This window comes from Paenibacillus xylanivorans, assembly GCF_001280595.1.
GTDB classification, from domain to species: Bacteria; Bacillota; Bacilli; order Paenibacillales; family Paenibacillaceae; genus Paenibacillus; species Paenibacillus xylanivorans.
In genome coordinates this window covers 40,639-63,084 of record NZ_LITU01000005.1, presented here as the reverse complement: position 1 = coordinate 63,084, position 22,446 = coordinate 40,639, and the positions used below count along the sequence as shown (strand labels likewise).

General features: G+C 47.1%; 16 protein-coding genes, 1 pseudogene and 1 riboswitch. Of the genes and pseudogenes, 13 read left to right on the top strand and 4 right to left on the bottom strand.

What is annotated here, in order from left to right:
- The first annotated feature begins 156 nt into the window (after positions 1 to 156).
- The 5 genes and pseudogenes from AMS66_RS00665 (at position 157) to AMS66_RS00645 (ending at position 7,193) form a co-directional block, all read left to right on the top strand.
- A pseudogene (locus tag AMS66_RS00665) lies at positions 157 to 1,231 on the top strand (glycosyltransferase).
- Between the two features lie 290 nt (positions 1,232 to 1,521).
- On the top strand, positions 1,522 to 2,154 hold the full coding sequence (locus AMS66_RS00660; protein WP_053779002.1) for a bifunctional 4-hydroxy-2-oxoglutarate aldolase/2-dehydro-3-deoxy-phosphogluconate aldolase: 633 nt from the start codon (positions 1,522 to 1,524) through the stop codon (positions 2,152 to 2,154).
- A gap of 154 nt (positions 2,155 to 2,308) precedes the next feature.
- The gene (locus AMS66_RS00655) at positions 2,309 to 3,259 is read left to right on the top strand and encodes an alpha/beta hydrolase (RefSeq protein ID WP_053779001.1); all 951 of its coding nucleotides are present in this window, start codon (positions 2,309 to 2,311) and stop codon (positions 3,257 to 3,259) included.
- Between the two features lie 202 nt (positions 3,260 to 3,461).
- Positions 3,462 to 5,861: a YcdB/YcdC domain-containing protein gene (locus AMS66_RS00650; RefSeq protein ID WP_053779000.1), complete on the top strand. Its 2,400-nt coding sequence runs from the start codon at positions 3,462 to 3,464 to the stop codon at positions 5,859 to 5,861.
- 204 nt (positions 5,862 to 6,065) lie between these two features.
- On the top strand, positions 6,066 to 7,193 hold the full coding sequence (locus tag AMS66_RS00645) for a transglutaminase domain-containing protein (RefSeq protein WP_053778999.1): 1,128 nt from the start codon (positions 6,066 to 6,068) through the stop codon (positions 7,191 to 7,193).
- 168 nt (positions 7,194 to 7,361) lie between these two features.
- On the opposite strand, the gene AMS66_RS00640 is transcribed toward AMS66_RS00645, so the two are convergent.
- The gene (locus tag AMS66_RS00640; RefSeq protein WP_053778998.1) at positions 7,362 to 8,828 is read right to left on the bottom strand and encodes an amino acid permease; all 1,467 of its coding nucleotides are present in this window, start codon (positions 8,826 to 8,828) and stop codon (positions 7,362 to 7,364) included.
- Positions 8,829 to 8,943: 115 nt separating this feature from the next.
- A riboswitch (Lysine riboswitch) is annotated at positions 8,944 to 9,160 on the bottom strand.
- Positions 9,161 to 9,302: 142 nt separating this feature from the next.
- On the bottom strand, positions 9,303 to 10,445 hold the full coding sequence (locus AMS66_RS00635; protein ID WP_053778997.1) for a virulence factor: 1,143 nt from the start codon (positions 10,443 to 10,445) through the stop codon (positions 9,303 to 9,305).
- 225 nt (positions 10,446 to 10,670) lie between these two features.
- On the opposite strand from AMS66_RS00635, the gene AMS66_RS00630 reads away from it, so the two are divergent.
- On the top strand, positions 10,671 to 11,111 hold the full coding sequence (locus AMS66_RS00630; RefSeq protein WP_053778996.1) for a hypothetical protein: 441 nt from the start codon (positions 10,671 to 10,673) through the stop codon (positions 11,109 to 11,111).
- Positions 11,112 to 11,151: 40 nt separating this feature from the next.
- Here the strand turns inward: AMS66_RS00630 and AMS66_RS00625 are convergent, their stop codons facing one another.
- A complete protein-coding gene (locus AMS66_RS00625; protein ID WP_053778995.1) occupies positions 11,152 to 11,850 on the bottom strand; it encodes a response regulator transcription factor in 699 nt (232 codons plus the stop codon).
- Positions 11,851 to 12,194: 344 nt separating this feature from the next.
- On the opposite strand from AMS66_RS00625, the gene AMS66_RS00620 reads away from it, so the two are divergent.
- The 6 genes from AMS66_RS00620 to AMS66_RS00595 all read left to right on the top strand — a co-directional run bounded on the left by AMS66_RS00620 (position 12,195) and on the right by AMS66_RS00595 (position 20,926).
- Entirely contained in the window at positions 12,195 to 15,041 is a 2,847-nt protein-coding gene (locus tag AMS66_RS00620) for an ATP-binding protein (protein ID WP_053778994.1), read from the top strand.
- Between the two features lie 325 nt (positions 15,042 to 15,366).
- A complete protein-coding gene (locus AMS66_RS00615) occupies positions 15,367 to 16,713 on the top strand; it encodes a cytochrome ubiquinol oxidase subunit I (RefSeq protein WP_053778993.1) in 1,347 nt (448 codons plus the stop codon).
- Positions 16,710 to 17,744 (top strand): cytochrome d ubiquinol oxidase subunit II, encoded by a 1,035-nt coding sequence (locus tag AMS66_RS00610; RefSeq protein ID WP_053778992.1) that lies wholly within the window; start codon positions 16,710 to 16,712, stop codon positions 17,742 to 17,744. The genes AMS66_RS00615 and AMS66_RS00610 overlap by 4 nt, the downstream gene beginning before the upstream one ends.
- Complete coding sequence (gene cydS, locus AMS66_RS34605) at positions 17,741 to 17,950, top strand: cytochrome bd oxidase small subunit CydS (RefSeq protein ID WP_407944514.1); 210 nt, start codon at positions 17,741 to 17,743, stop codon at positions 17,948 to 17,950. The genes AMS66_RS00610 and cydS overlap by 4 nt, the downstream gene beginning before the upstream one ends.
- Positions 17,951 to 18,021: 71 nt before the next feature.
- Positions 18,022 to 19,086: an MBL fold metallo-hydrolase gene (locus tag AMS66_RS00600; RefSeq protein ID WP_053778990.1), complete on the top strand. Its 1,065-nt coding sequence runs from the start codon at positions 18,022 to 18,024 to the stop codon at positions 19,084 to 19,086.
- A gap of 214 nt (positions 19,087 to 19,300) precedes the next feature.
- The gene (locus AMS66_RS00595; RefSeq protein WP_053778989.1) at positions 19,301 to 20,926 is read left to right on the top strand and encodes an ABC-F family ATP-binding cassette domain-containing protein; all 1,626 of its coding nucleotides are present in this window, start codon (positions 19,301 to 19,303) and stop codon (positions 20,924 to 20,926) included.
- 140 nt (positions 20,927 to 21,066) lie between these two features.
- On the opposite strand, the gene AMS66_RS00590 is transcribed toward AMS66_RS00595, so the two are convergent.
- On the bottom strand, positions 21,067 to 21,255 hold the full coding sequence (locus AMS66_RS00590; protein WP_024631370.1) for a hypothetical protein: 189 nt from the start codon (positions 21,253 to 21,255) through the stop codon (positions 21,067 to 21,069).
- Positions 21,256 to 21,546: 291 nt separating this feature from the next.
- Here AMS66_RS00590 and AMS66_RS00585 point away from each other — a divergent pair, with 291 nt between their 5' ends.
- A complete protein-coding gene (locus AMS66_RS00585; RefSeq protein WP_053778988.1) occupies positions 21,547 to 22,437 on the top strand; it encodes a cation diffusion facilitator family transporter in 891 nt (296 codons plus the stop codon).
- Positions 22,438 to 22,446: the final 9 nt, after the last annotated feature.

Here is a 22,446-nt window from a genome sequence, read left to right as displayed (position 1 = left end):
ATATTAAACCAGTGAAATATTACAATAGGGAGGCACCTGCGAAAGCGGGTGCCTTTTTTGTCGTTGTTTATGAAAGAAGGACATATCATGCCGAGAGTAGCTGCTTTTAATCGCAGAGCCATACGCGGAGAGGAATCGATTAGTATTTCGCTGTGTATGATTGTGAAAAATGAAGAGGCTTCCCTCACCAGATGTCTGGACTCGGTTAACGGGATCGCTGACGAGATTGTGATCGTAGATACGGGTTCGACAGACCAGACGCGCCAGATTGCAGCTCGTTATACGGAACGTATCATCGATTTTGAATGGGTGGATGATTTTGCGGCGGCAAGGAACTTTGCCTTTGAACAAGCAACAAGTGAATATATATTATGGCTGGATGCAGATGATGTGTTTGAACCGGATGACCGGGTGAAGCTCATTGAACTGAAGCGTTCCCTGGACCCTGCTGTTGACAGTGTCACGATGGATTATCATCTGTCCTTTACGGCGGAGGGTAAGGTGGCATACAGTCTGCGGCGGAACCGGCTGGTGCGACGGGACCGGAATTATCGCTGGATTGGTGCATGCAGTGCATGAATATCTGGAAGTGGCCGGTCATCTGCTGCATAGTGATGTGGCAGTCACGCATAAGAAGGATAAGGAATACACGGATCGCAATCTAAGGATTTATCGTAAACGCGAACAAGCAGGGGAGGAATTCTCTCCGCGTGATTTATATTATTTTGGCAATGAACTGAAAGACCACGGGCAACTTGAAGATGCAGTGAAGTACTATGGAAAATTTCTGGATACCGGGCTGGGATGGGTGGAGGACCAGATTGCAGCATGCCAGAAAATAGCGGATTGCGAGGCAGCACTTGAACGTTCAGAAAAGGAAGTTTCGGCATTGCTGAGATCCTTTGCCTTTGATTTGCCGAGGGCAGAGATTTGTTGCCGATTGGGTGGATATTTTGCCGACCGTACGGATTATCGCAAAGCTTTATACTGGTATGATCAGGCGACCCGCGCCATACGCCCGACGGATCCAATGGTCGTATTGAACGAAGCTGCTTGGACATGGATGCCGCATCTACAATTGTGTGTGTGTTATGACCGGATGGGTAATCGGGCAAAAGCCAAAGAGCACAATGATATTGCTTTGATGTACCATCCAACACATCCCAGCATGTTGTACAATGATAAGTATTTCAAGGATCTGGAGAAGGATAGTGTGCTGGAAAATGCTTAGAGCTTTCATGCAAACTGTAGATTACTAGAAATTGGTCTAATGGATCTATAGAACATAAAACCTCTCTAGGGGAATAGAGTTGGGGATTACACCCTATTCCTTGGAGAGGTTTTTTGCGTTTTCTTTTCACTATATGCCGGAGACTTTGATGCCTGCTCATATGCATAGGAAATTGGATCAAATGATTTCATCCAGGGGACGATATGCTTTACAATAGTGACTAACGGAAAAGCGGTGATAACGAATACTTGTCTTCGGCTGCCGAATCTATGAAACAAGGGGAAGTTGGCATGAATCTGACGGAAGTATTATTGGAATCGAGACTGGTAGCCATTGTTCGTGGTATTAGCAGGGAATCTGCTCAGGCAGCAGGGCAGGGGATGACAGATGGGGGAATTCGTCTGATGGAAGTGACGCTAAACACAGCGGATGCCCACGATATTATTGCAGACTGGCGTGCACGACATGAGGGTAAGGCTTATATCGGGGCAGGTACAGTACTGAATGTGCAGATGGCTAAAGAAGCTGTTGCAGCCGGTGCCCAATTTCTCGTGTCTCCGAATGTCGATCTGTCTGTGATTGAATATGCTGTAGAACATGGAGTGGAGATCTGGCCCGGGGCTATGACTCCAACGGAGATTGTAGCTGCATATGAAGCAGGAGCCAAAGTGGTAAAGCTGTTCCCAATGGCCAGTCTGGGCATTCCATATCTACGTGAAATCAAGGCTCCACTGAATCATATTCCGCTACTTGTAACAGGAGGAGCCACACTGGATAACATTGCAGATTATTATACAGCGGGTGCCGCAGCAGTAGGTCTTGGAAGTGCACTTCTGCCGCGAGAAGCACTTGCAGCAGGAAATGATGAGCAGATAGCCGCTTGCACACGTGCATTTGTGGAAATAGCGAAAATCGAGGGTTGAAGAATGAAACGAACGGAAGTGGACCCTACACATCGGGGTATATAAGGGGAGATTCTGTATCCATAGATAATATAAGAAGTGATGTGGATTAACGTCCTGTTGATCTTGATGTCGTATGATGGAGTTAGCGAGAAAACGGAGAGGGGTGACACCAGTGAAAGCTAAAACGATGATTGGTGGGATGATTGCTGTTGCCGCGGTAACTGCGGGTGGTTTATGGAAGGCAGCCGTAAATAGCCAGACCCCCAAAAAGATTCCGATTACGCTCACACCGCCCATGCCATTTGAGGATATAACCTTCGAGAGCGGAGGTGGGAGAGTGCATGGCTGGTTCATTCCGGCTGGAGCCCATGTCCCGAAGCCTTGGCCGTTGGTTATCATAGCACATGGATGGGGCTCCAACCGATCACGTGTCCTCCGTTATGCACGTCCAATTTGGGAAGCAGGTTACGCCCTGTTTATGTACGATGTTCGAAGCCATGGGGCCAGTGATCCGGTTAAAGCGGCTTCAGCTTATCTGTTCCGCGACGATCTGCTGTCAGCATTGCAATATACGTCGTCACGGCCGGAAATTGATCCTGCGGCAATCGGTGTGCTTGGGCACTCCTTGGGTGGGCTAGGGACGATCCTCGCTGTGACGGAGGGCATTCCTGTATCCGCGGTGATTACAGACTCCATGCCATCCCAATTCGAGGTTATCGTCAGTGCGGAGCTGAGACGGCGTCGTCTGCCTCTGTTTCCGCTGGCCCAGTTGATTCCGCGAATCTGGTTCTGGCGTCTTGGTGAATCTCTGAAAACGTATCGCCAGCGCGATCCAGTCATACTGCTGAATGAACGGCGCAAGGGAATGCAGCTGCCGATGCTTATGGTACATTCCAAAGGTGATAACTTTATTCCGCCAAGCGAACTTGAATATTTTATGTCCAAAGCTGATCCTCCTGTGGAGCATCTATGGGTCAATAGCGGAGGGCATAGCTGTTCAGAAGAAGATCCTGCGTTCTGGAATACGGTGATTCCATTTTTGAAAAATCATGTACAGGTGCAGGCTCAGTCCAACGAATCTGTTATACCGAACGTCAATATAGAGAAAATTCAGCCTAATTAATGCTCCGGCTGGTTATTGAAACGCCAACCCAGTTGGCGTTTTTTGCTGTTTCTATAAAATATGCAGAAATTCACATTTGTAAAATTGTTGGGAAAATGACGATTAAAAAGGAAGCTTATGGTATCATAGAATAGACTGGCAATATTCATGCGAGGTTATTTTGCATGCATCCTTGTATGAAATTGAAGGGAGAGGTCCAGATTTGAGTTTTGATTGGAATTTTAATGGACGATTCAAAATGTTCACAGCCAAAGCGGCTACCGCAGCCATGGCAACATTGCTTCTGGCATCACAGACGCCAGGATTTGCAGGCAGCGCGTCGGCAGCGACAGCGGAACGGGTAACCGAAGCCGCAGCGGGGGAAGCCGAACAACAACTTGGAGTAATAGACAACGAGGTGCCTGAAGGAGCCAAAATCTCCTCCAAGCAAGCCAGCGAGAATATACTGAAATTATTTCCATTGCTAAAAAAGGCGACGATCTCATCCGCACGATTTGATTCACCGAACTCTTTTCCACCACCGGATTACAAGGCGTGGGATATCGGATTTGAACTGCGTGAAGGAAACCGTTCCACTGGATTCAGCGCATCGGTACATGCGGTTACAGGGGAAGTGCTGAGTGTACATTTGCCTTCTGAGTTGCTGGAAAAGCAGGTTTCGAATTCGGAGACGAAATTAACGAAAACCGAAGCGAGAAAGCAGGCGGATGAGTTCTTGTACAAGGCGATTCCGAATTTGAAGGAAAGTGGTTTTGATGCCGTTGATGATCAGTATGTAAACAATGCGCAGCAATCCCTGTTTGGCCGAACAGAATATACTTACAGCTACCAGATGAAGCATGAAGGTTTGGTCTCCGAGGCGGAAACAGCCTACATAAGTGTGGATCAAAGCGGTTTAGTGACGGGATATTCAAGAACTACCATTGGAGCTGAATATCCAACATCTAAGGCGGCAATTTCAGCGCAGCAGGCTCAGCAGAAGTTCGAGGAACAGTTCGATATTCAGCTGGCCTATATTAGCGAAGACCGTTATTCTTCTCGTAAAGGCCAGAAGTACTACTTGGGGTATACGCCGAAGAATTCAAGTGTTACTCCACTTGATGCGAATACACTGGATCGAATCAACAGCATGACAGGTGAAGCCATTGTCCAGGAAGATTCCCAAGAGGACAAACCGCTGAAAGGCAGTGTAGCTGCTTTTACACCGAATACTGGATCGAAATTGAATGCGCAGCAGGCAGAGAAGCTGGTCAAAAAGAGCTTTACTATACCGGAAGGTTATCAATTGGATTATAGCCAGTTAACCAAAGGGAGTTTTGCAAGTCCAAACAATCAGGTCTGGAGCCTGAGCTGGAGCAATCGCAATGCAAGTGTATCTTACATGTTTATGAGAGACATTTCGGCTCAGGTTGATGCAGCAACCGGACAGATCTACAGTGTGAACATTTATCAGCGCATGATGCCGGGCATGGAGCAGGAAAAGTCGGAGACGGAAGTAAAAGGCAAGACCGTAACCAAAGCTCAAGCCGAGAAGCTGGCTGTCAATACAATCATCTCACTTGTGCCGGATGCAAGTAAGCAATTCCGACTTTCAACGGTGCTTGAATTGGACGATGCACGAACATTTATATTCCAGCGATATTTAAACGGAATTGTGGTTAAGGATGATACGGTTCAGGTACAAATTTCAAATGATGGAACGATCAACGAATTTTATTCGATGGTTGCTGCATCGCCAGAGCAACTGCCGACGGATATCAAACCAGCCATCAGCTATGAGAAAGCCAGAGCTACCTACCTTGAAGAATTCAAATTGGTACTGGCCTACTCGCGTTATGGAGGTTTCGGCATGGGTAATGGTGAAGCCGTTCCTGCGGGTGTCAAGCTAGCCTACATGCCTACTCGTACGGACAGTCCGTTGACTGGCATGACCTATGAAGTACTTGATGCCAACACGGGAGAATGGAAGTCGATGTACGGAAGTATGACTGGAGCAGTTCAAGTTACAACCAGCGATATTACGGGGCACGCGGCTGAATCACCTCTGCAGAACATGGTGCAGCATGGTGTGCTTCTTGCAGATGAAAAGGGACGTGTATTCCCGGATCGGGTTATCACCAAGGGAGACTGGTTTACCTATTTGGCAAGAGCAGTTAATCCAAATATGGATGTTTATTATAGCGGTGATGGGGATGGCAATCTATACGCTGACATCACTCCAGAGAGCCCTTATTACCAAGCTGTTCGGACCTTAATTGATCAGCGCTGGTTAGCGGGTGCCGACTCTGAAACGGAACTAAATCCAGAGGAGGAGATGACTCGTGAAGAGTTGGCGGTATTACTCGTGCGCATATTGCGTTATGAAAAATTAGCCGGATTCTACACATTGCCATCGGATCTTCCGAATCTGGTAGATGCCAGTGCGGTCAACAACAAGGGAGCTGTCTCCCTCAGCATCAAGCTGGGATTGTTGCCTTCTATCGAAGGACGTTTCATGCCTGCACGCAAAGTGACGGTTGCCGAAGCGGCTCAGGTATTGGAACGGCTGGCCAAGCTTCAGGGCAAGACGGATACCTTTATGAGCGGCAATCGCTTATATTGATTAGAGTTTGTTTTTTTGCATAAATACCCGGAAGAGTCATATGATGAGGATAACGGGTAGGTTGGGTTTATTTTGCTGAAGACAGAGGGACCTTCTGCGGAGGGTCTCTTTTGATGCTTTTCGACAAAACTAGAAGCCTGCCGTCAATCCCTTTTGTGATACAATGAGGCATGAGAACTTTGCAAAGAGAGGTGGTATCCTTTCATGGGCAAGCACGGAAAACGAGTGATAACCCTGCTATTGGCTGGCTGTCTCATCGCTGTGGCAGTTCCACATGCGGTCGATCTGGATCAGCTGTACGCGGCGTCGGGAACATCGGACATATCCACGAATACGGATCTGCGCGAGACGTTGCTTACCGCGATGTCCCAGCGAACGGAGGAACTTGTTTTTACATACAAAGGCAATGTGAAAGGCCTCAAGAAACAGTTGCAGAGCTCCATTGACGAAGCAATGACCAGTGATCCCTATATCCAATATACCGTTAAAAGTTACGCATTTAACTATAAAGGCTCCAATGTATCCGCAGAGGTACATGTGAAGCTGGCATATCGGGAAACGAAGGAGCAGACCGATTATGTGAACCGTAAGGTGACCAACGTGCTCAAAGAGATTATCATGCCTGGCATGACGAATCATGAGAAAGTTAAAGCCATTCATGACTGGATTGTACTTAACCTTTCTTACGACACATCCTTGCAGAAATATACTGCGTACGACGGACTTGTTACCGGCAGCACCGTATGTCAGGGGTACTCACTGCTGGCTTATCGCATGCTGGAGCAGGTGGGTATAGATAACCGGATTGTGGAAGGAACGGCTGGTGATCAATTACATGCCTGGAATCTCGTCAAGCTGGATGGCAAGTGGTACCACATGGATACGACGTGGGATGATCCTACTCCTGATCGCAAAGGGAAGGTAAGTCACAGTTATTATTTGCTCAGTGATGATGAGATGGCACGCGACCATGTCTGGACAGCAAAAGGCAAGTATCCTGCTGCATCTGCCCCCTATCGTGAAGCTTTGCAAACTTTGGTGAAGGCGGGAGGCAGCAAAGTAACCGCCTATCAGAAGCTGTATCATGCGCTGGAATATACGCTATATGACGAAAGTGATGCGGTTAGTGGTCATTCCGCGCTGAAAACAAAAGTTCAGAGTGTGCTGAAGGATGGCGGAACCTCGCTGACTTTCAGATACAAAGGTACCGAGACGGGACTAGTAGAGGATTTGCAGGATTTGTATCAGCTTGGCATGAAGTCGATATCGTATTACGTGTCCAACATGCAGGATACCGTCGATCTGCGTGTGAAGATTACCTGGACCATGTGAACAGCAGACTTTCTATGAATGATTATAATAGGACACACCTTATGGTGAACAAGGACGCTCATGGATGAGCGTTCTTTTTTTTGCGTGGATGATAGCTATCTCGAAACTTGGACGAACCAAAAAGGCATCCTTCTCTCCAGTGGAAAGAAGGATGCCTGCGCAATATCGTTATTCGTTTGTTGTTGTAAAATCACATTCTTGTAGCGGTATGACTTTTGTTTTTTTGATAAATTTATAACCCAGCCATAAGATTAGGAACAGCGGAACGCTCAAGTAAGCGACGAGGGCTCCGCTCCAATCAATCTGATCGCCCGTGAACGCTTGATAGTTCTGTCCAACAATGACGATGATACATAACACAAAAGCAAAGATCGGTCCGAATGGGAACCAGCGTGCACGGTAGGGCAGATCGTTCAAATCACGTCCCTGAGCCACATAGGCACGGCGGAAGCGATAATGACTGATGGCAATGCCAAGCCAGGTGATGAATCCACACATACCGGATGCATTAAGCAGCCAGGTGTATACAATACCATCACCGAAAAGGGAGGCTAGAAAAGCGAGCATACCTACCGCTGTGGTCAAGAGAAGGGCATTCATTGGAATGCCCTTTTTGTTCAGCCGACCCAGGAAGCGAGGTGCTTTGCCATCTCGGGCAAGAGCATACAGGACACGACTTGAAGCATACATACCCGAATTCCCGGCTGACAGTACAGAGGTCAGAATAACGGCATTCATGACAGAAGCAGCAATGGCCAGACCTGCCTTTTCAAAGACAAGGGTAAACGGACTGACTCCGATATTGTTCAGATCACCTTTGAGTAGATCCGGATGTGTGTAAGGGATGATCAGACTGATGACTGTAATCGCCAGAATGTAAAAGATCAGAATACGCCAGAACACTTGCCGAATAGCACGCGGGACATTTTCACGCGGATTTTCGCTTTCACCGGCTGCGACGCCAATGAGCTCCGTTCCCTGGAAAGAGAACCCTGCGGCCATAAATACACCGAGAACCGCGAAGAATCCGCCATGGAATGGTGCATCCCCTACAGTAAAGTTGCTGAATCCCACTGCTTCTCCGCCGATAATACCGAAGATCATGAGCACACCAACGGTAAGGAAGATAATCACGGTAGCAACTTTGATAATGGCAAACCAGTATTCCGACTCTCCATATCCTTTTACGGACAACACATTCAGGGCAAAGATTAATACGAGAAATAACAGACTCCACAACATGGATGAACTGTCAGGGAACCAGTATTTGATGAGTACGGTTGCGGCAGCGAGCTCTGCCGCAATGGTGACTGCCCAGTTGTACCAGAAGTTCCAGCCCATGGCGAACCCAAGGGCCGGGTCGACAAAGCGGGCCGCATACGTATTGAATGAACCGGAGTCTGGCATGAAGGTAGCCAGTTCTCCGAGACTGGTCATTAGAAAGAAAACCATTATACCAACGGCAGCGTAAGCAATCAGTGCACCGCCGGGGCCCGCATTGGATATGGCGGTGCCGCTTGCGAGGAACAGCCCTGTACCAATGGATCCACCGAGTGCAATCATAGTCATATGTCGTGCGCGTAGTCCTTTTTTCAGGGTGGGTCCTGTTGTGGTTTGGTTGTTGCGGTCTTGCATGGAAACACTCCTTCTTTCAGCGTACTAATGGGTTCAGAACAATGGCAAATAACACAAAAGACCGCAGGCATTAGCCTGCGGTCTTTATATCAGTTGTCCGCACCTCGTCCCAAATGTTTAAGATAGCTCAACACAGTAGAAATCATACCCTCCGAGGAAGGTATCATTCATCTGTGACAGTTCTGCACCTTTCGGCAACAGCCCCAGCCACGCTGGACAACGTAAGGAACGTCCTGCGGGCTTCGGCGGGTGCACCTTTCGGCTGAATTCATAAGCGGCTCCTTAGCGCCTCCCTCAGCGTACTGATCGCACCCGCGACCTCTACCTCATCATCATGGATGAGGTGTATCTATTGTCTATGAAATTATAAATTACAGAACGTAACACTCCATGTTCTGTTTGGTAAACAGACAATCAGTATAACCCCCATGGTATTCCAGTGCAATAACAATTGTTGGATATGAATCGAAAGGACTATTCCGACGTTTTGTTACGCCCGGCCATCTGCTGCCATACGGTTCCGGCTGCCTGTTCCCCGGATTCAATCCGTTCCAGTGCCATTTTGGCTTGCAGGCTGACTTCAAATTCAGGGTCATCGGCTGCCTTCCGCAGAGCTTGCTCTGCTTCTTCGGTCCCCACTTCGTACAGGAAGCGGGCCGCACGCCAGCGTACAAGCTTGCTTTTATCGGATAACGTAGCTGTCATGGCTGCCGTTGCTGCAGGATCACCGATGTCGGAGAGGGTATCACCGGCAGTCCGGCGTACAGCAGGCGAACTATCCTGTAGAGCTTCGTACAGCAGTTCCATCGCTTCCGGTGTACGGATATCACCGAGATATACGACAGCCAGCCGGCGTATCTGCATTTTACTGTCATGGAGTGCATGGGATACAAGTGGCAGTCGTGCTGCTGTAGGCTCCATGCCATCAAATGCTGCGTAGCGAACATTCCAGTCCTCATGATGGAGAGCCTCTTCAAGCTCGGCACCATCCAGCTGGCGACGACGTTCCACGAACTCTTCCGCATTGGTGCCATGTTCAATGGCTTGTTGAATTACTCGTTCCAGACGCTCTGGCGGATATGCTGCTTCCAGCTCCTGTTCAACTTCCCTTGCAATTTCAGGCAGTTCCCCGTAACGAACACCGTAATCACTCAGTTTTCGTTCCTTGATCAGCGTTGCACTGGCGACTTCAGTAACAGCTTTGACGAACCGATCCGAGAGCGAGATCCGCTCTTCCTTCGCGCCGGCTTTGACCCGAATTTGCATCGGCACGCCTCTGAAGAATTGAACGAATACCTGTGCTTCACCGAAGTGCTCACCAGAGGCATCTTCAGATTCAATCCAATCTAGATCAATTCCCTGCTGCCCCAGACGACTTTGAACTTCGCCAAGAATGACGGACCAGTCCGCATTTCCCTTGCGATCGAGCGCTACGAAATCGGTCGTATGGAATACACTTTTAACTCCGGGAATATGTAGCATCTGGCGAATAAACGCCGGAGCAGACCGTTCATTATCCAGTGTATATGTTCTGCGAATCCCGTCCTCCAGACGTTCATCCAGATGCAGCATCATCGTATTGGGACTGGGTGTTGGTTCAATGGAAACAATATTCATCGGTTCATAACCTCCTGTACCGGATTCATACTTAAAGTTCCCGCAATTGGCACGGGCATATCCCTATTTTACATGAATTGCTGCAAACTGCGAAATGGGTAATGAACCTTACACCGTTTGTGAAGAGGTACGAAGATAGTTAACACTTCTTTTATGTTCGAACACGAACATTTTTAAATGAAGATTGGCACAATAAGAAGAGAGAATGAACTGGAGGTAATCGCTATGGAACCCATTACCGTACTTTCGGACGGAAGTCGTGGTATTGATTATGATTATATTATTGAATTGTTGAATGAATGGATAACAGACGAGCAGAGGGAGTCAGCAGTTAAAACAGAAAAGAATGAGGAAAGTATGGCCGGGTCGGGATGGGGGACAGCCCGTTATTGTATTGTGGATTATAAGGACGCCAGGCAAGCCGTTTCAGCATCGAATGCCATTCGGGCATTTGTGCCTAAGATTCCTTTATTGGTCATTACAGATTTCCAATCCCTGATTCGCAAGCGCCATTTGCAGCATATCACGGGTACGGGTCTGACGAAGATGATCCTCTGGCAAGAGAAAGAACCGGAAAGGCTGATCATTGAAATCCAGCGGTGGCTGTATTATTTTGCTTACAAAACAAAAACAGCTCTGCCCTCAACCCAGTCGATGAGACGATGAGAGTGAGAGGACATGAGCCGTTATTTAATTTCGACGTGTACTAAATGACGTATTTATATCCGGTTCCCCAAACCGTTTTGATATACCTTGGATTTTTGGGGTCGGGTTCAATTTTTTTACGCAGGCTGGAAATGTGCACATCGATTGTGCGGTCGAGATATGCCCGCTCTGAGCCTTTAATTCGATCCATAAGTTCATTGCGGGTAAATACCTTGCCGGGATTCCGGTACAATTCCTTCATAATCTCAAACTCGATATGTGTTACCTCGATTTCATTACCATCCACAAACAAGGTTCGTCTGTACTCATTCACACTGACATGTCCGGCGAATTCAGCAGGTTTGTCCTCTTTTATCGGTTTATCCGGGTAGCAGATTGCCGATCTGCGCATTAGTGCCTTAATCCGCGCATCAAGCTCTTTCAGACTGAAGGGTTTACATAGAAAATCATCCGCACCATTATGTAATGCTCGGAGCCGATCATTCAACATGGTACTGGCTGAGATCATGAGTATGGGTACAGTGGAGTGCTGACGAAACGCATCAACCAGATCATTGCCGTCCGTTTCAGGCAGCATCAAGTCAGTCACTACAATATCGGGCTGGAATCGTGGGAAAAGTTGAAGTGCTTCGCGTGCATGATGAACCCGTTCAGTTATGTAACCCTCCTCCTCAAGAAAGAAAGCAATCATGTCGGCCAGATTTTTCTCATCTTCTATAAGAAGTACTTTGATAGACATTGAGGTCACACTCCTGATGAAATAAATTTGTTAAGAAATTTCTAAAAGAAAGCCACAATTTGTGTAGAAATGCTGCGAAATTTTAATATTTATATTCCAGAATATAGGATGAATATGTATTTGAATCTATAGAATATTTAGCCAAACTTCAGTATTTTACCATGAATGCAGCTCAATTGCCGATCATTCAAAATTTCCCAAAGCTACATCGAGTAGTAATTACAGTATAATGTATCAGAACGAGTTGAGGGAAATAAAGTAGTGCTTTAGAGCTTTAATTCATAGGAGGAACCAACGTTGTTGTTGAATGGAAACATAGAAATCAGTCATAAGGCCAGTTGCCTATGGATTACATAAAGGTAAATAAGGTATTGGAGTGGATTGTGATCAAACTCCGTATTCCGTGGCTGGGTACGGCCATACTTATTATCCTTGGTACGCTGGGAACGATATTTCCGTTGACTCTTTTTTACGGGGTACAACTATTGTTTGGCACAGCCGCAGCTTTTATTGCCTTGCGTTTGCACGGAGCCATATACGGATTTACCACCCTGGTAGCGATTTGTGCCTTGGGTGTGTTATGCGCAGGTCTGGTCCCTAACAGTTTTTTTATGATTGGCGCTCATTTCATTGAACTAATCTGGATGCTGGGATGGCAGATGCGCTGGAAAAATGGAAGCATCATGAAGGCCAATGCTGCATTCTGGGTTGTGATGTTATTGCCAGTGACCTGTTACGGATATTTCATTACGGGCATGAATCTTGAAGAATTAAAATATACCTACATGCATGTGGCTGTGACCAGTATGGTTAACGCGCTAATGGCAGGTATTGTGGTGGACTTCTGGATTACAAATGGCGAGATGAAGTCGAAGCGAACAGGAACTATTCCGCTCACACGAATTGCTTTTAAATACGTCGTAGCTTTTGTAGTTGTTGTCTCTCTTGTTCTGTTATCAGCCGATAGTCGCAGACAGCTAGGTCAGATCAATAACACGATCGTTTCTAATCTAAAACATGCTGCGAATGCTGTGATTAAGGATTTAAATGAACAATATCTGACCCAAGAGAACATGCATCAAAGTATGGAGCGCTATCATCATCTACTGGATGTGAACGTCATCATCCTTGATCCCAATGATCAGGTCATTGCTTCAGGGCTGGATACACTTCCGGTGGGAGAATATTTGGATATCAACAAATATCGTTTACTCAAGCCAGGGGAGAGCAGCATACTATTTCATTCGGGGGATGTTTACTATAGCGATGTGCTTACACACTGGAAACAGGCATCGTTCATGTACGAAGCGGATATGACTACAAGTGCTCCTTATCGAGTATTTGTTGAGACCAACTCAGTCAATTATTACACTCGGATTGAGGCGATTTATCTAACTACACTTCAATCTCTATTCGTCATTTTTGTGGTTTCCATGATTGTGGCCGCTCCTCTCAGTCGAAAAGTGGTAAGTCCATTGAAGCGACTTACACGCATGACTGGGTCTCTTCCGAGGCTGTTATTTCGTAATGGGAAGTTGGAATGGCCGACTAGCCACGTAACAGAAGTACAGATTTTGATTGGCAATTTACGCAAAATGGCTGATGTGCTCCTGGAACAATTCGAACAGATTCGTCAGGACAAGCTCACTCTGGAGGACAGGGTCATAGAGCGAACCAAGGAGCTGAAGAATAGTGAGGAGATCAAACGCGCTATTATTGATTCATCTATTGATGCCATTATTGCTGTCGATTCCAACGGACTGATTATTGAGTTTAATCCCGAAGCCGAAAGAATGTTTGGACTAAAACGGGAAGAAGTTGTATTCGAGAAGGATGCTCCTTCCCTTTTTCAGGGAGCGAGCTGTGCGGAAATCAAAGAAATGCTGGAAAGATTCGAATATATCCGGGGGAAACGGTATGTCAATGTGGAAGAGATTTCAGGCATTCACCGAGATGGTTCGGTTTTTCCGATTGAGTACAAAATTGTAGAAATTCAGCTGGGAAATAACGAAACGCTGTATAACTTATTTATCAAGGACATTACGGAGCGGACAAGGGCTGAAGAAGAACGTGTACGTCATGCGCTAGCCCTGGAGAACTTGAATGCTGAACTGTTTCATGAAAAAGTTGCCATTCAGGAGCAGCGGGACATTAGCGAGCATTTCATTGAATCTGTTCGGGAAGGTCTGGTCATGACTGATCGTTCTGGCACCATCACGATAGTGAACAGAAGAATTGAAGAGATGTTTGGCCTCGGAGATTTTTCGGGCAGATCCATCGAAGATTTAGCCAATGCAATTGATACCATGGTGTTAACCGCTGATTTCAATTTGGTGGAGCAGACTCGTGCTTTTCTGAATGGAGAACGGGCCTTAGTTGAGACTGAATTTATATTCAATGATGTGGAAAAGAGTGTATTTTCCCTGTACATGAAGCAAATGGATGTTCCCGGTAAAAACCATGGATTTCTCCTTGTGTTCCGCGATCGTACGGAGGAAGAACGTCTGAATCGGATGAAAAACGAACTGATCAGTGTGGTGTCGCATGAGCTTCGTACGCCTGTGGCGACCATTATGGGTTATGTGGAGTTAATGATGATGTATGATCTTCCCGCTTCACAGCGTCAGCAGTTCATGGAAACCATTTCTTCGGAAGGCGCACGGCTGAGTAGTCTGCTGGATGATGTACTGGATATTCAGCGTTTGGACAATGAAGGCATGACCTATCACAAGACCTATGTACCACTGGTTGAACTGGTTGAGGGTGTGGCTGAACAATGGAATATGCAATCCATTCAGCGTATCTATGTGCATGCATTTAATGGAGACTTTTTTGCTTATGCGGACCAGAACCGGATGGTTCAGGTGCTCCATAACTTGATTGGCAACGCGGTCAAGTACTCACCCGGAGCAGAGAGGATCGATATTACGCTGTGGGAAGAAAAAGAATGGTTATGCATCGATGTACGTGATTATGGAATAGGTATTCCAGAGAACGTACAGGACATGCTGTTTGCGAAGTTTTATCGTGTGGACAATTCGGATCATCGCCAGATTGGTGGGACTGGAATAGGGCTTTACATTTCGCGAAAAATTGTAGAAGATCACCAGGGTACGCTTACCTTTATATCCGCGCCACTCAAAGGAAGTACGTTCATGGTTCGATTGCCCAAGCAAGACGAACTTGTGTAAGGCAAGAGGAGTCTTTATCGGATAGGATGCTTTCATCCTGAATAGATAAAGGCTTTTTTTGTTTTTCAAAATTTCCCGGATAAAAAAACAATTTCTTTTGCAAACTGTCTATAGAGCCATAATTTGCATTCCATGCAAAAGGAGGATGGCAGGTCTATGTTCCGTAAACAAGAGAAAACCCTTATTATCGTCTGCTTGGTCGCAGCCGTTATCGTGCTATATGCCGTTGTCAAAAGTATTATCCGGATCATGAGTTATTGAGGGAGTCCGTCACCCAGGCGGTATGAAGTCGTACATAATGATTAGTGAAAGAGGAGTGTAACCCATGTCATCCCTGGACCCTGTTCTACTCAGCCGGATGCTGACCGGTCTTACCCTGTTTGTGCACATCATTTTTGCCTCCATCGGTGTAGGCGTTCCACTAATGATTGCCTTGGCTGAATGGCGCGGACTGCGCACCAATGATATCCATTACACCTTGCTGGCGCGCAGATGGGCGCGAGGTTTTGTCATTACTGTTGCCGTTGGTGTGGTTACAGGCACCTCAATTGGTTTACAGCTCAGCCTGCTGTGGCCGATGTTTATGCGAGTAGCGGGGCAGGCGATTGCCTTGCCACTGTTTATGGAGACGTTCGCCTTTTTTGTGGAGGCCATCTTTCTTGGAATCTACCTTTACACATGGGACCGTTTCAAAAAGAAATATACGCATATGCTGCTGCTGATTCCGGTGGCACTGGGATCCTCTGCCTCTGCAATATTCATTACAACGGTAAATTCTTTTATGAACCAGCCACAGGGGTTTACACTGATTAATGGCATCATGAAGGACATCCATCCGATTGCTGCGATGCTGAATCCCGCTACCCCAACCAAGGTATCCCACGTGCTCGCCTCGTCTTACACATTGAGTGCGGGCATATTGGCAGGAATCGCCGCATTCAGCTTGCTTCGGGGCAGAGATCATGTGTATTACAAAAAAGCACTTAAACTCACAACGGTATGTGCACTTGTTTTTGCGGTCAGCACGGTCATGATCGGAGATTCTTCCGGTAAATTTCTGGCGAAATACCAGCCGGAGAAGCTGGCTGCCGCGGAGTGGCATTTCAAAACGATGACGAAGGCGCCGCTGGTCTATGGAGGGGTTCTTGATGAAAACAATGAAGTCAAATACGCCATTGAGATTCCGTATGCCCTAAGCATACTGGCGGGGAACAGACCCGACACGGAAGTGAAGGGACTTGAAGAATTTCCGGCCGACCTGAGGCCGCCGTTATCCATTCACTATATGTTTGACCTGAAAGTGACGACCGGCGTGATCATTCTGCTCATCCCGGTGCTCTATGTATTCCGTCGCTGGCTGCCGGGGCGCAAGCCTTATCCCAAATGGCTGCTGCTCGGCATCGTCCTGCTCGGGCCCTTGGCCATGATTGCCATTGAACTGGGCTGGATGTTCGCCGAGGTCGGCAGGCAGCCCTGGATATTGCGCGGTTACATGAAGGTTTCGGAGGCAGCAACAACGTCAACCTCCGTGGGTTGGATGCTGGTTCTGTTTATTCTGCTGTACCTGATCCTTTGCTTTTCCGCGATCCGGGTACTCAGCAAGCTATTCCGTAACAAGGAAGCAGAGAAGGAGCTAGAGTCTCTCGGCCTGGAAGGAGGGATCGTGCATTGAGCTTTGAAATTGCAGGCATTGCGATCTTATGGACGTTTTTGTTTGGATATCTGATCGTGGCTTCGATTGATTTTGGAGCCGGCTTTTTCAGCTTTTACAGCATATTAACCGGACATGAGAACAAAATCCATAACATTATTCAGCGCTATCTCTCACCTGTGTGGGAAGTGACGAATGTGTTTCTGATCTTTTTTGTTGTCGGTCTGGTCGGATTTTATCCGGACAGCGCTTTTTATTATGGGACAGCTTTGCTTGTTCCAGGTTCATTGGCCATTGTACTGCTTGCGATTCGGGGCGTGTACTACGCCTACAATACCTATGGGAACCAAGGTCAGAACAGCCGGATCTACATGGCATTGTATGGAGCGACGGGATTGCTGATACCGGCGGTGTTTTCTACCATTTTGGCGATATCCGAAGGTGGAATTATTGAGCAGGTGGGTGATCAGGTATTTTTCCGCTGGCGTGAGTTTTTGACGAATCCGTATACCTGGTCTGTTGTATTGCTTGCACTGGTAAGTGTGCTGTATATCTCAGCGATGTTTCTTTCCTACTATGCCAAGCGGGCGGAGGATGAGACTGCGTTTGAAGTCCTCCGGGAGTATGCACTCCTATGGAGTCTGCCTACGATCTTTGCCAGCTTTCTGGCATTTTTGCAGATTAACAAACAAAATCCCGCCCACTTTGAGCAGATGTTGAATATCTCATGGATGTTCATTGCATCTTTTATCTGTTTTGTGATTGCCGTCTCGCTGGTATGGAAACGTAAATATCTGGGCTGGTGCTTTATCGCCGTCATGCTGCAGTTCGCCTTTGCCTGGTACGGTTATGGGCGCTCACATCTTCCATACATTCTGTATCCGTACATTAATATTTACGACAGCTTTACGAACAAGACGATGGGGATTGCACTCATTACGGCGTTCAGCCTGGGACTGCTGGTGCTCATTCCTTCACTCGTGCTCATTATGAAGCTGTTTCTGTTTGATGCCAATTATGTGCGCGGTAATGCTGGCAAAAAGAAAGGATGAGTCCGTTCATGCTTCCCAACATGCTGTTCGTCATGCTTCCACAGTTTCTTCTCAGCTCTGACTCGGGAGTGACGGGAATTCCCGGTATAACAGGGTTGAGTTTTTTTGAGACCTTTACGATTATGTACGCCCCACCCCTGATTATCGTGGCTGCAATTGCGTTTTTGTTCGTCTATTTGGCGAAGTGCAAAAATCCAAGGGATTGATTCGTTGGTACGTACTTTCCAATTCGGGGTAATCTTTTGTTAAGATACGAGGAGGGGAGGAGGGCCCTTTCATGCCCAAAATCCGTTATAACAACATTGATAATGTAAGTACGGACAAAACGCTGAAGGAATTCAAGCAATGGAGGGAGCAACGGCGCAGCAAGATGAAGGATTATTCCTACACCGTGCCCAAGCACCCACCTGAACTGGATTATCTGCATGCCAACCGGGCTGAAACCACGATTACCTGGATTGGACATTCCACATTTTTCATTCAATATCATGGACTAAACATCGTGACAGACCCGGTTTGGGCCGAAAAAATGGGATTTCAGCGCAGACTCGGTGCGCCTGGCATTCCGATTCAGGATATTCCGCCTCTGGATGTCATTCTGATCTCGCATTCCCACTATGATCATTTGCATCTCGCATCATTGCGGAAGTTGGTCACGGCCAAGACGCTGCTCATCGTTCCCGATGGTCTCAAACGCAAAATGGTGCGCAAAGGATTCCATCGGTGTCATGAGATGAAATGGTGGGAACATATTACGCTTGGCGGAATCAAAATAACTTTTGTACCCGCGCAGCACTGGACGCGCCGAACCCTATTTGATACCAACACGTCTCATTGGGGCGGTTATGTATTGGAACAGAATCATCCGGCAGTCGTCCCGTCTGAAGAGAGCGCTGCGACGAGCGAGGATCATGATTCTGAAAAATTCAGAGCAGCAGGAACGAATGCTCCATCAGGATCATCCACTGATCATCCTTCTGGCGGCCCGCCAGTCATTTATTTTGTGGGGGATACAGGATACTTTCAGGGGTTCAAAACGATAGGTGAACGCTTCGATATCGGTATCACCCTGATGCCAATCGGCGCTTACGAGCCAGAGTGGTTCATGACCTCCCAGCATGTGACGCCGGAAGAAGCGTTGCGGGGATTTGTAGAGACGGGTTCCCAACTTATGGTCCCCATGCATTATGGAACATTTAAGCTGGCGGATGACACACCCAAGGAAGCACTCGATCGAATGGAAGTGGAACGAGAACGACTGGGAATCAACGAAGAACGCATTCGGGTGCTGGGACATGGAGAGACACTTCGCATCCGGCACGAGGAAAGTAAACAAGACTAACAAAAGTGAGCCAGATATGCTAATGTAAGGGTATACCCGCATGAACAGTACATTTACCAAATCTTTAGCGATTAAAAAGCGGCCAATTTTCGAATTTGCCGCTTTTTTGTGTTATAATATGGTGCCAGAATAGGCTACGGGATATTGAATCCATGATTGAATTAGTTGCTATTCATGCAGTATGCAGAATATTAAATAAAGGATGGTATGCTTAATGATTAGTACAAGCGGCATCACGCTTCGCTACGGAAAACGTGCACTTTTTGAAGATGTGAATATCAAATTCACACCAGGCAACTGTTACGGCCTGATCGGCGCCAACGGAGCCGGAAAATCAACATTCTTGAAAATTTTGTCCGGTGAAATTGAATCGAACTCGGGAGAGGTGCACATCACCCCGGGCGAACGCATGGCCGTTTTGAAGCAAAACCACTTCGAATATGATGAGTTTCCAGTGCTCGAAACGGTAATTATGGGCCACAGTCGCCTCTATGCCATTATGAAAGAGAAAGATACGCTGTATGCCAAAGCGGACTTCACTGAAGAAGACGGCCTGCGCGCCGGTGAGCTTGAAGGCGAGTTCGCCGAGCTGAACGGTTGGGATGCAGAACCGGATGCAGCGGCACTCCTGATCGGTCTGGGTATTGATCGCGACATGCATGAGAAGAAAATAGTAGAGCTGAGCGGAAACGAAAAGGTTCGTGTCCTGCTTGCACAAGCCTTGTTTGGTCGTCCAAACAACCTGCTGCTCGATGAGCCTACCAACCATTTGGATCTCGAATCCATTCAATGGCTCGAGAACTTCCTCATGGACTATGAAGGTACCGTTATTGTGGTATCCCATGACCGTCACTTCCTGAACAAAGTATGTACACACATTGCCGATATCGATTTTGGTAAAATCCAGCTGTATGTAGGTAACTACGATTTCTGGTACGAATCCAGTCAGTTGGCACTTGCTTTGCAGCGTGATGCTAACAAGAAAAAAGAAGAAAAGATTAAAGACTTGCAAGCCTTTATTCAACGTTTCTCTGCGAATGCTTCCAAATCGAAGCAAGCGACTTCAAGGAAGAAACAACTCGACAAAATCACGTTGGATGATCTTCGTCCATCGAACCGGAAATACCCGTTTATCAACTTCAAGCCTGAGCGTGAAGCGGGTAAACAATTGTTGACCGTTGACCGTATCAGCAAAACGATTGATGGTGTGAACATGCTGAATGATCTCAGCTTTGTGGTGAATAAAGGGGATAAAATCGCCTTTGTTGGCCCGAACGGTAATGCCAAATCGTTGTTGTTTGATATCCTTATGGGTGAAACGGAAGCGGATAGTGGCGAATACACTTGGGGTATTACGACAACCCAGGCTTATTTCCCGAAAGACAACTCCAAATATTTTGACGGGGTAGATATGAGCCTTGTGGACTGGTTGCGTCAATATTCCAAAGATCAGGATGAAACGTACCTGCGTGGATTCTTGGGTCGTATGCTGTTCTCAGGCGAGGAATCCCTGAAGAAAGCAAGTGTACTCTCCGGGGGCGAGAAAGTCCGCTGTATGCTGGCAAAAATGATGCAAACGGGCGCCAATGCTCTGATTCTGGATGAGCCAACGAACCACTTGGATCTCGAATCCATTACCGCACTGAACAACGGTATGATTGATTTTGACGGCACCATGCTGTTTACATCGCATGACCATCAGTTCATTCAAACGATTGCTAACCGGATTATCGAAATCACGCCAAATGGCGTCATTGACCGTCAAATGAGCTATGATGAGTATCTGGAAAGTGACGAAATTAAAGAATTGCGTAACAAAATGTATCCAGTAGAAGCTTAAGATAAGCTAATCTGTTTACATTGAGTATGGTTAACTAAAAGAACCGCAAGCTCTCCAATGGAGGGCTTGCGGTTCTTTTTTTGGTCATACAGGGTGATCCTGTAACCTTAGGAACATCTCATACAAGAGCTTCTTGCGGTCTAAGACCCGCCAGTACGGCGGCGTTGGTTGTTAGGCTTTTTGTTGTTTTGGCTCTTCATTGCTTTGGGGCCGCCTTCAAAATAGGCACTGGATTGGTTACCCGTGTTTGCCTGTTCTTTCTTCTGCGCCAGTTTTTGGCGTATGGCATCCTGCAAACTGACTTTTTTCGGTTCAGTATTATCGCTCATCGTTATTCCCTCCCGGTCTTACAGTAAGCCGTCCAAATTGGACGGGATGTACTCATTTTATACGTTTTACAAAAGCCCCACAAGGGCAACCTGATAAAATGCTGAAATCCTTCACTTTTTTGACTGGGCCAACATTTTTTCTCTTCGCCTACAGCCCTGCGGTCTGGCAACTTTGTTTCGGCTTCCCTACAGCAATGCAGCTTAGCAACACTGTTTCTATAGACCCACACGGTACGCATTTGTTAACATGGAACAACCGTAATACGAAACGTTAAAGGAGTGTCGCCCGGTTTGAACGTCTATGAAGAAATACGAAAAGGAGAGCGCGGGGCTTGGGTCAGTATTGTGGCCTATATTGTCTTGTCTGCTTTTAAGTTGATCTGCGGATATTTGTTTGCTTCCAGCGCTTTGCTGGCGGATGGTTTTAATAACCTTACAGATATTGTTGCGTCTGTTGCTGTATTGATCGGACTTCGCATCTCCCAGAAGCCGCCTGATTCCGATCATGCCTATGGTCACTTTAGAGCGGAAACGGTCGCTGCCCTAATTGCTTCATTTATTATGGCCATGGTTGGCCTGCAGGTATTGGTTGAAGCGGTTCGTTCCTGGTATGAAGGGAACTTTGTAGCACCAAACCTGTGGTCAGCAGCGGTTGCGGTTGTCTGTGCGCTGGTGATGCTGGGCGTATATCGTTATAATCATCGTCTTGCCAAGCAAATTAACAGTCAGGCCCTGATGGCTGCAGCCAAAGATAACCGTTCGGATGCTTGGGTCAGCATAGGGGCTGCGGTCGGAATCATCGGTGCACAATTTGGCCTTCCTTGGTTGGACAAAGTAGCTGCAATTGCTGTAGGTCTGTTGATTTGTAAGACAGCTTGGGAGATCTTCCGGGATTCAACACATCGTCTGACAGACGGATTTGATCAGAAAGAACTGACAGACCTAAGATCATCTGTGGCTCGGGTTCCTGGTGTGGAAATGATCAAGGACGTGAAGGCGCGTGTGCACGGTAGTCATGTCCTGGTGGATGTGGTTATTGAGGTGGATGGAGGACTGAGCTTGATCGAAGGTCATCAGATCTGTGACCGGGTCGAAGAGCGCTTGAAACGTTCACATAATATTATGAATGTACATGTGCATGTGGAGCCGAAGATGGAAGAAGGAAGCACGAGAAACCCTTAAAACCGGGAG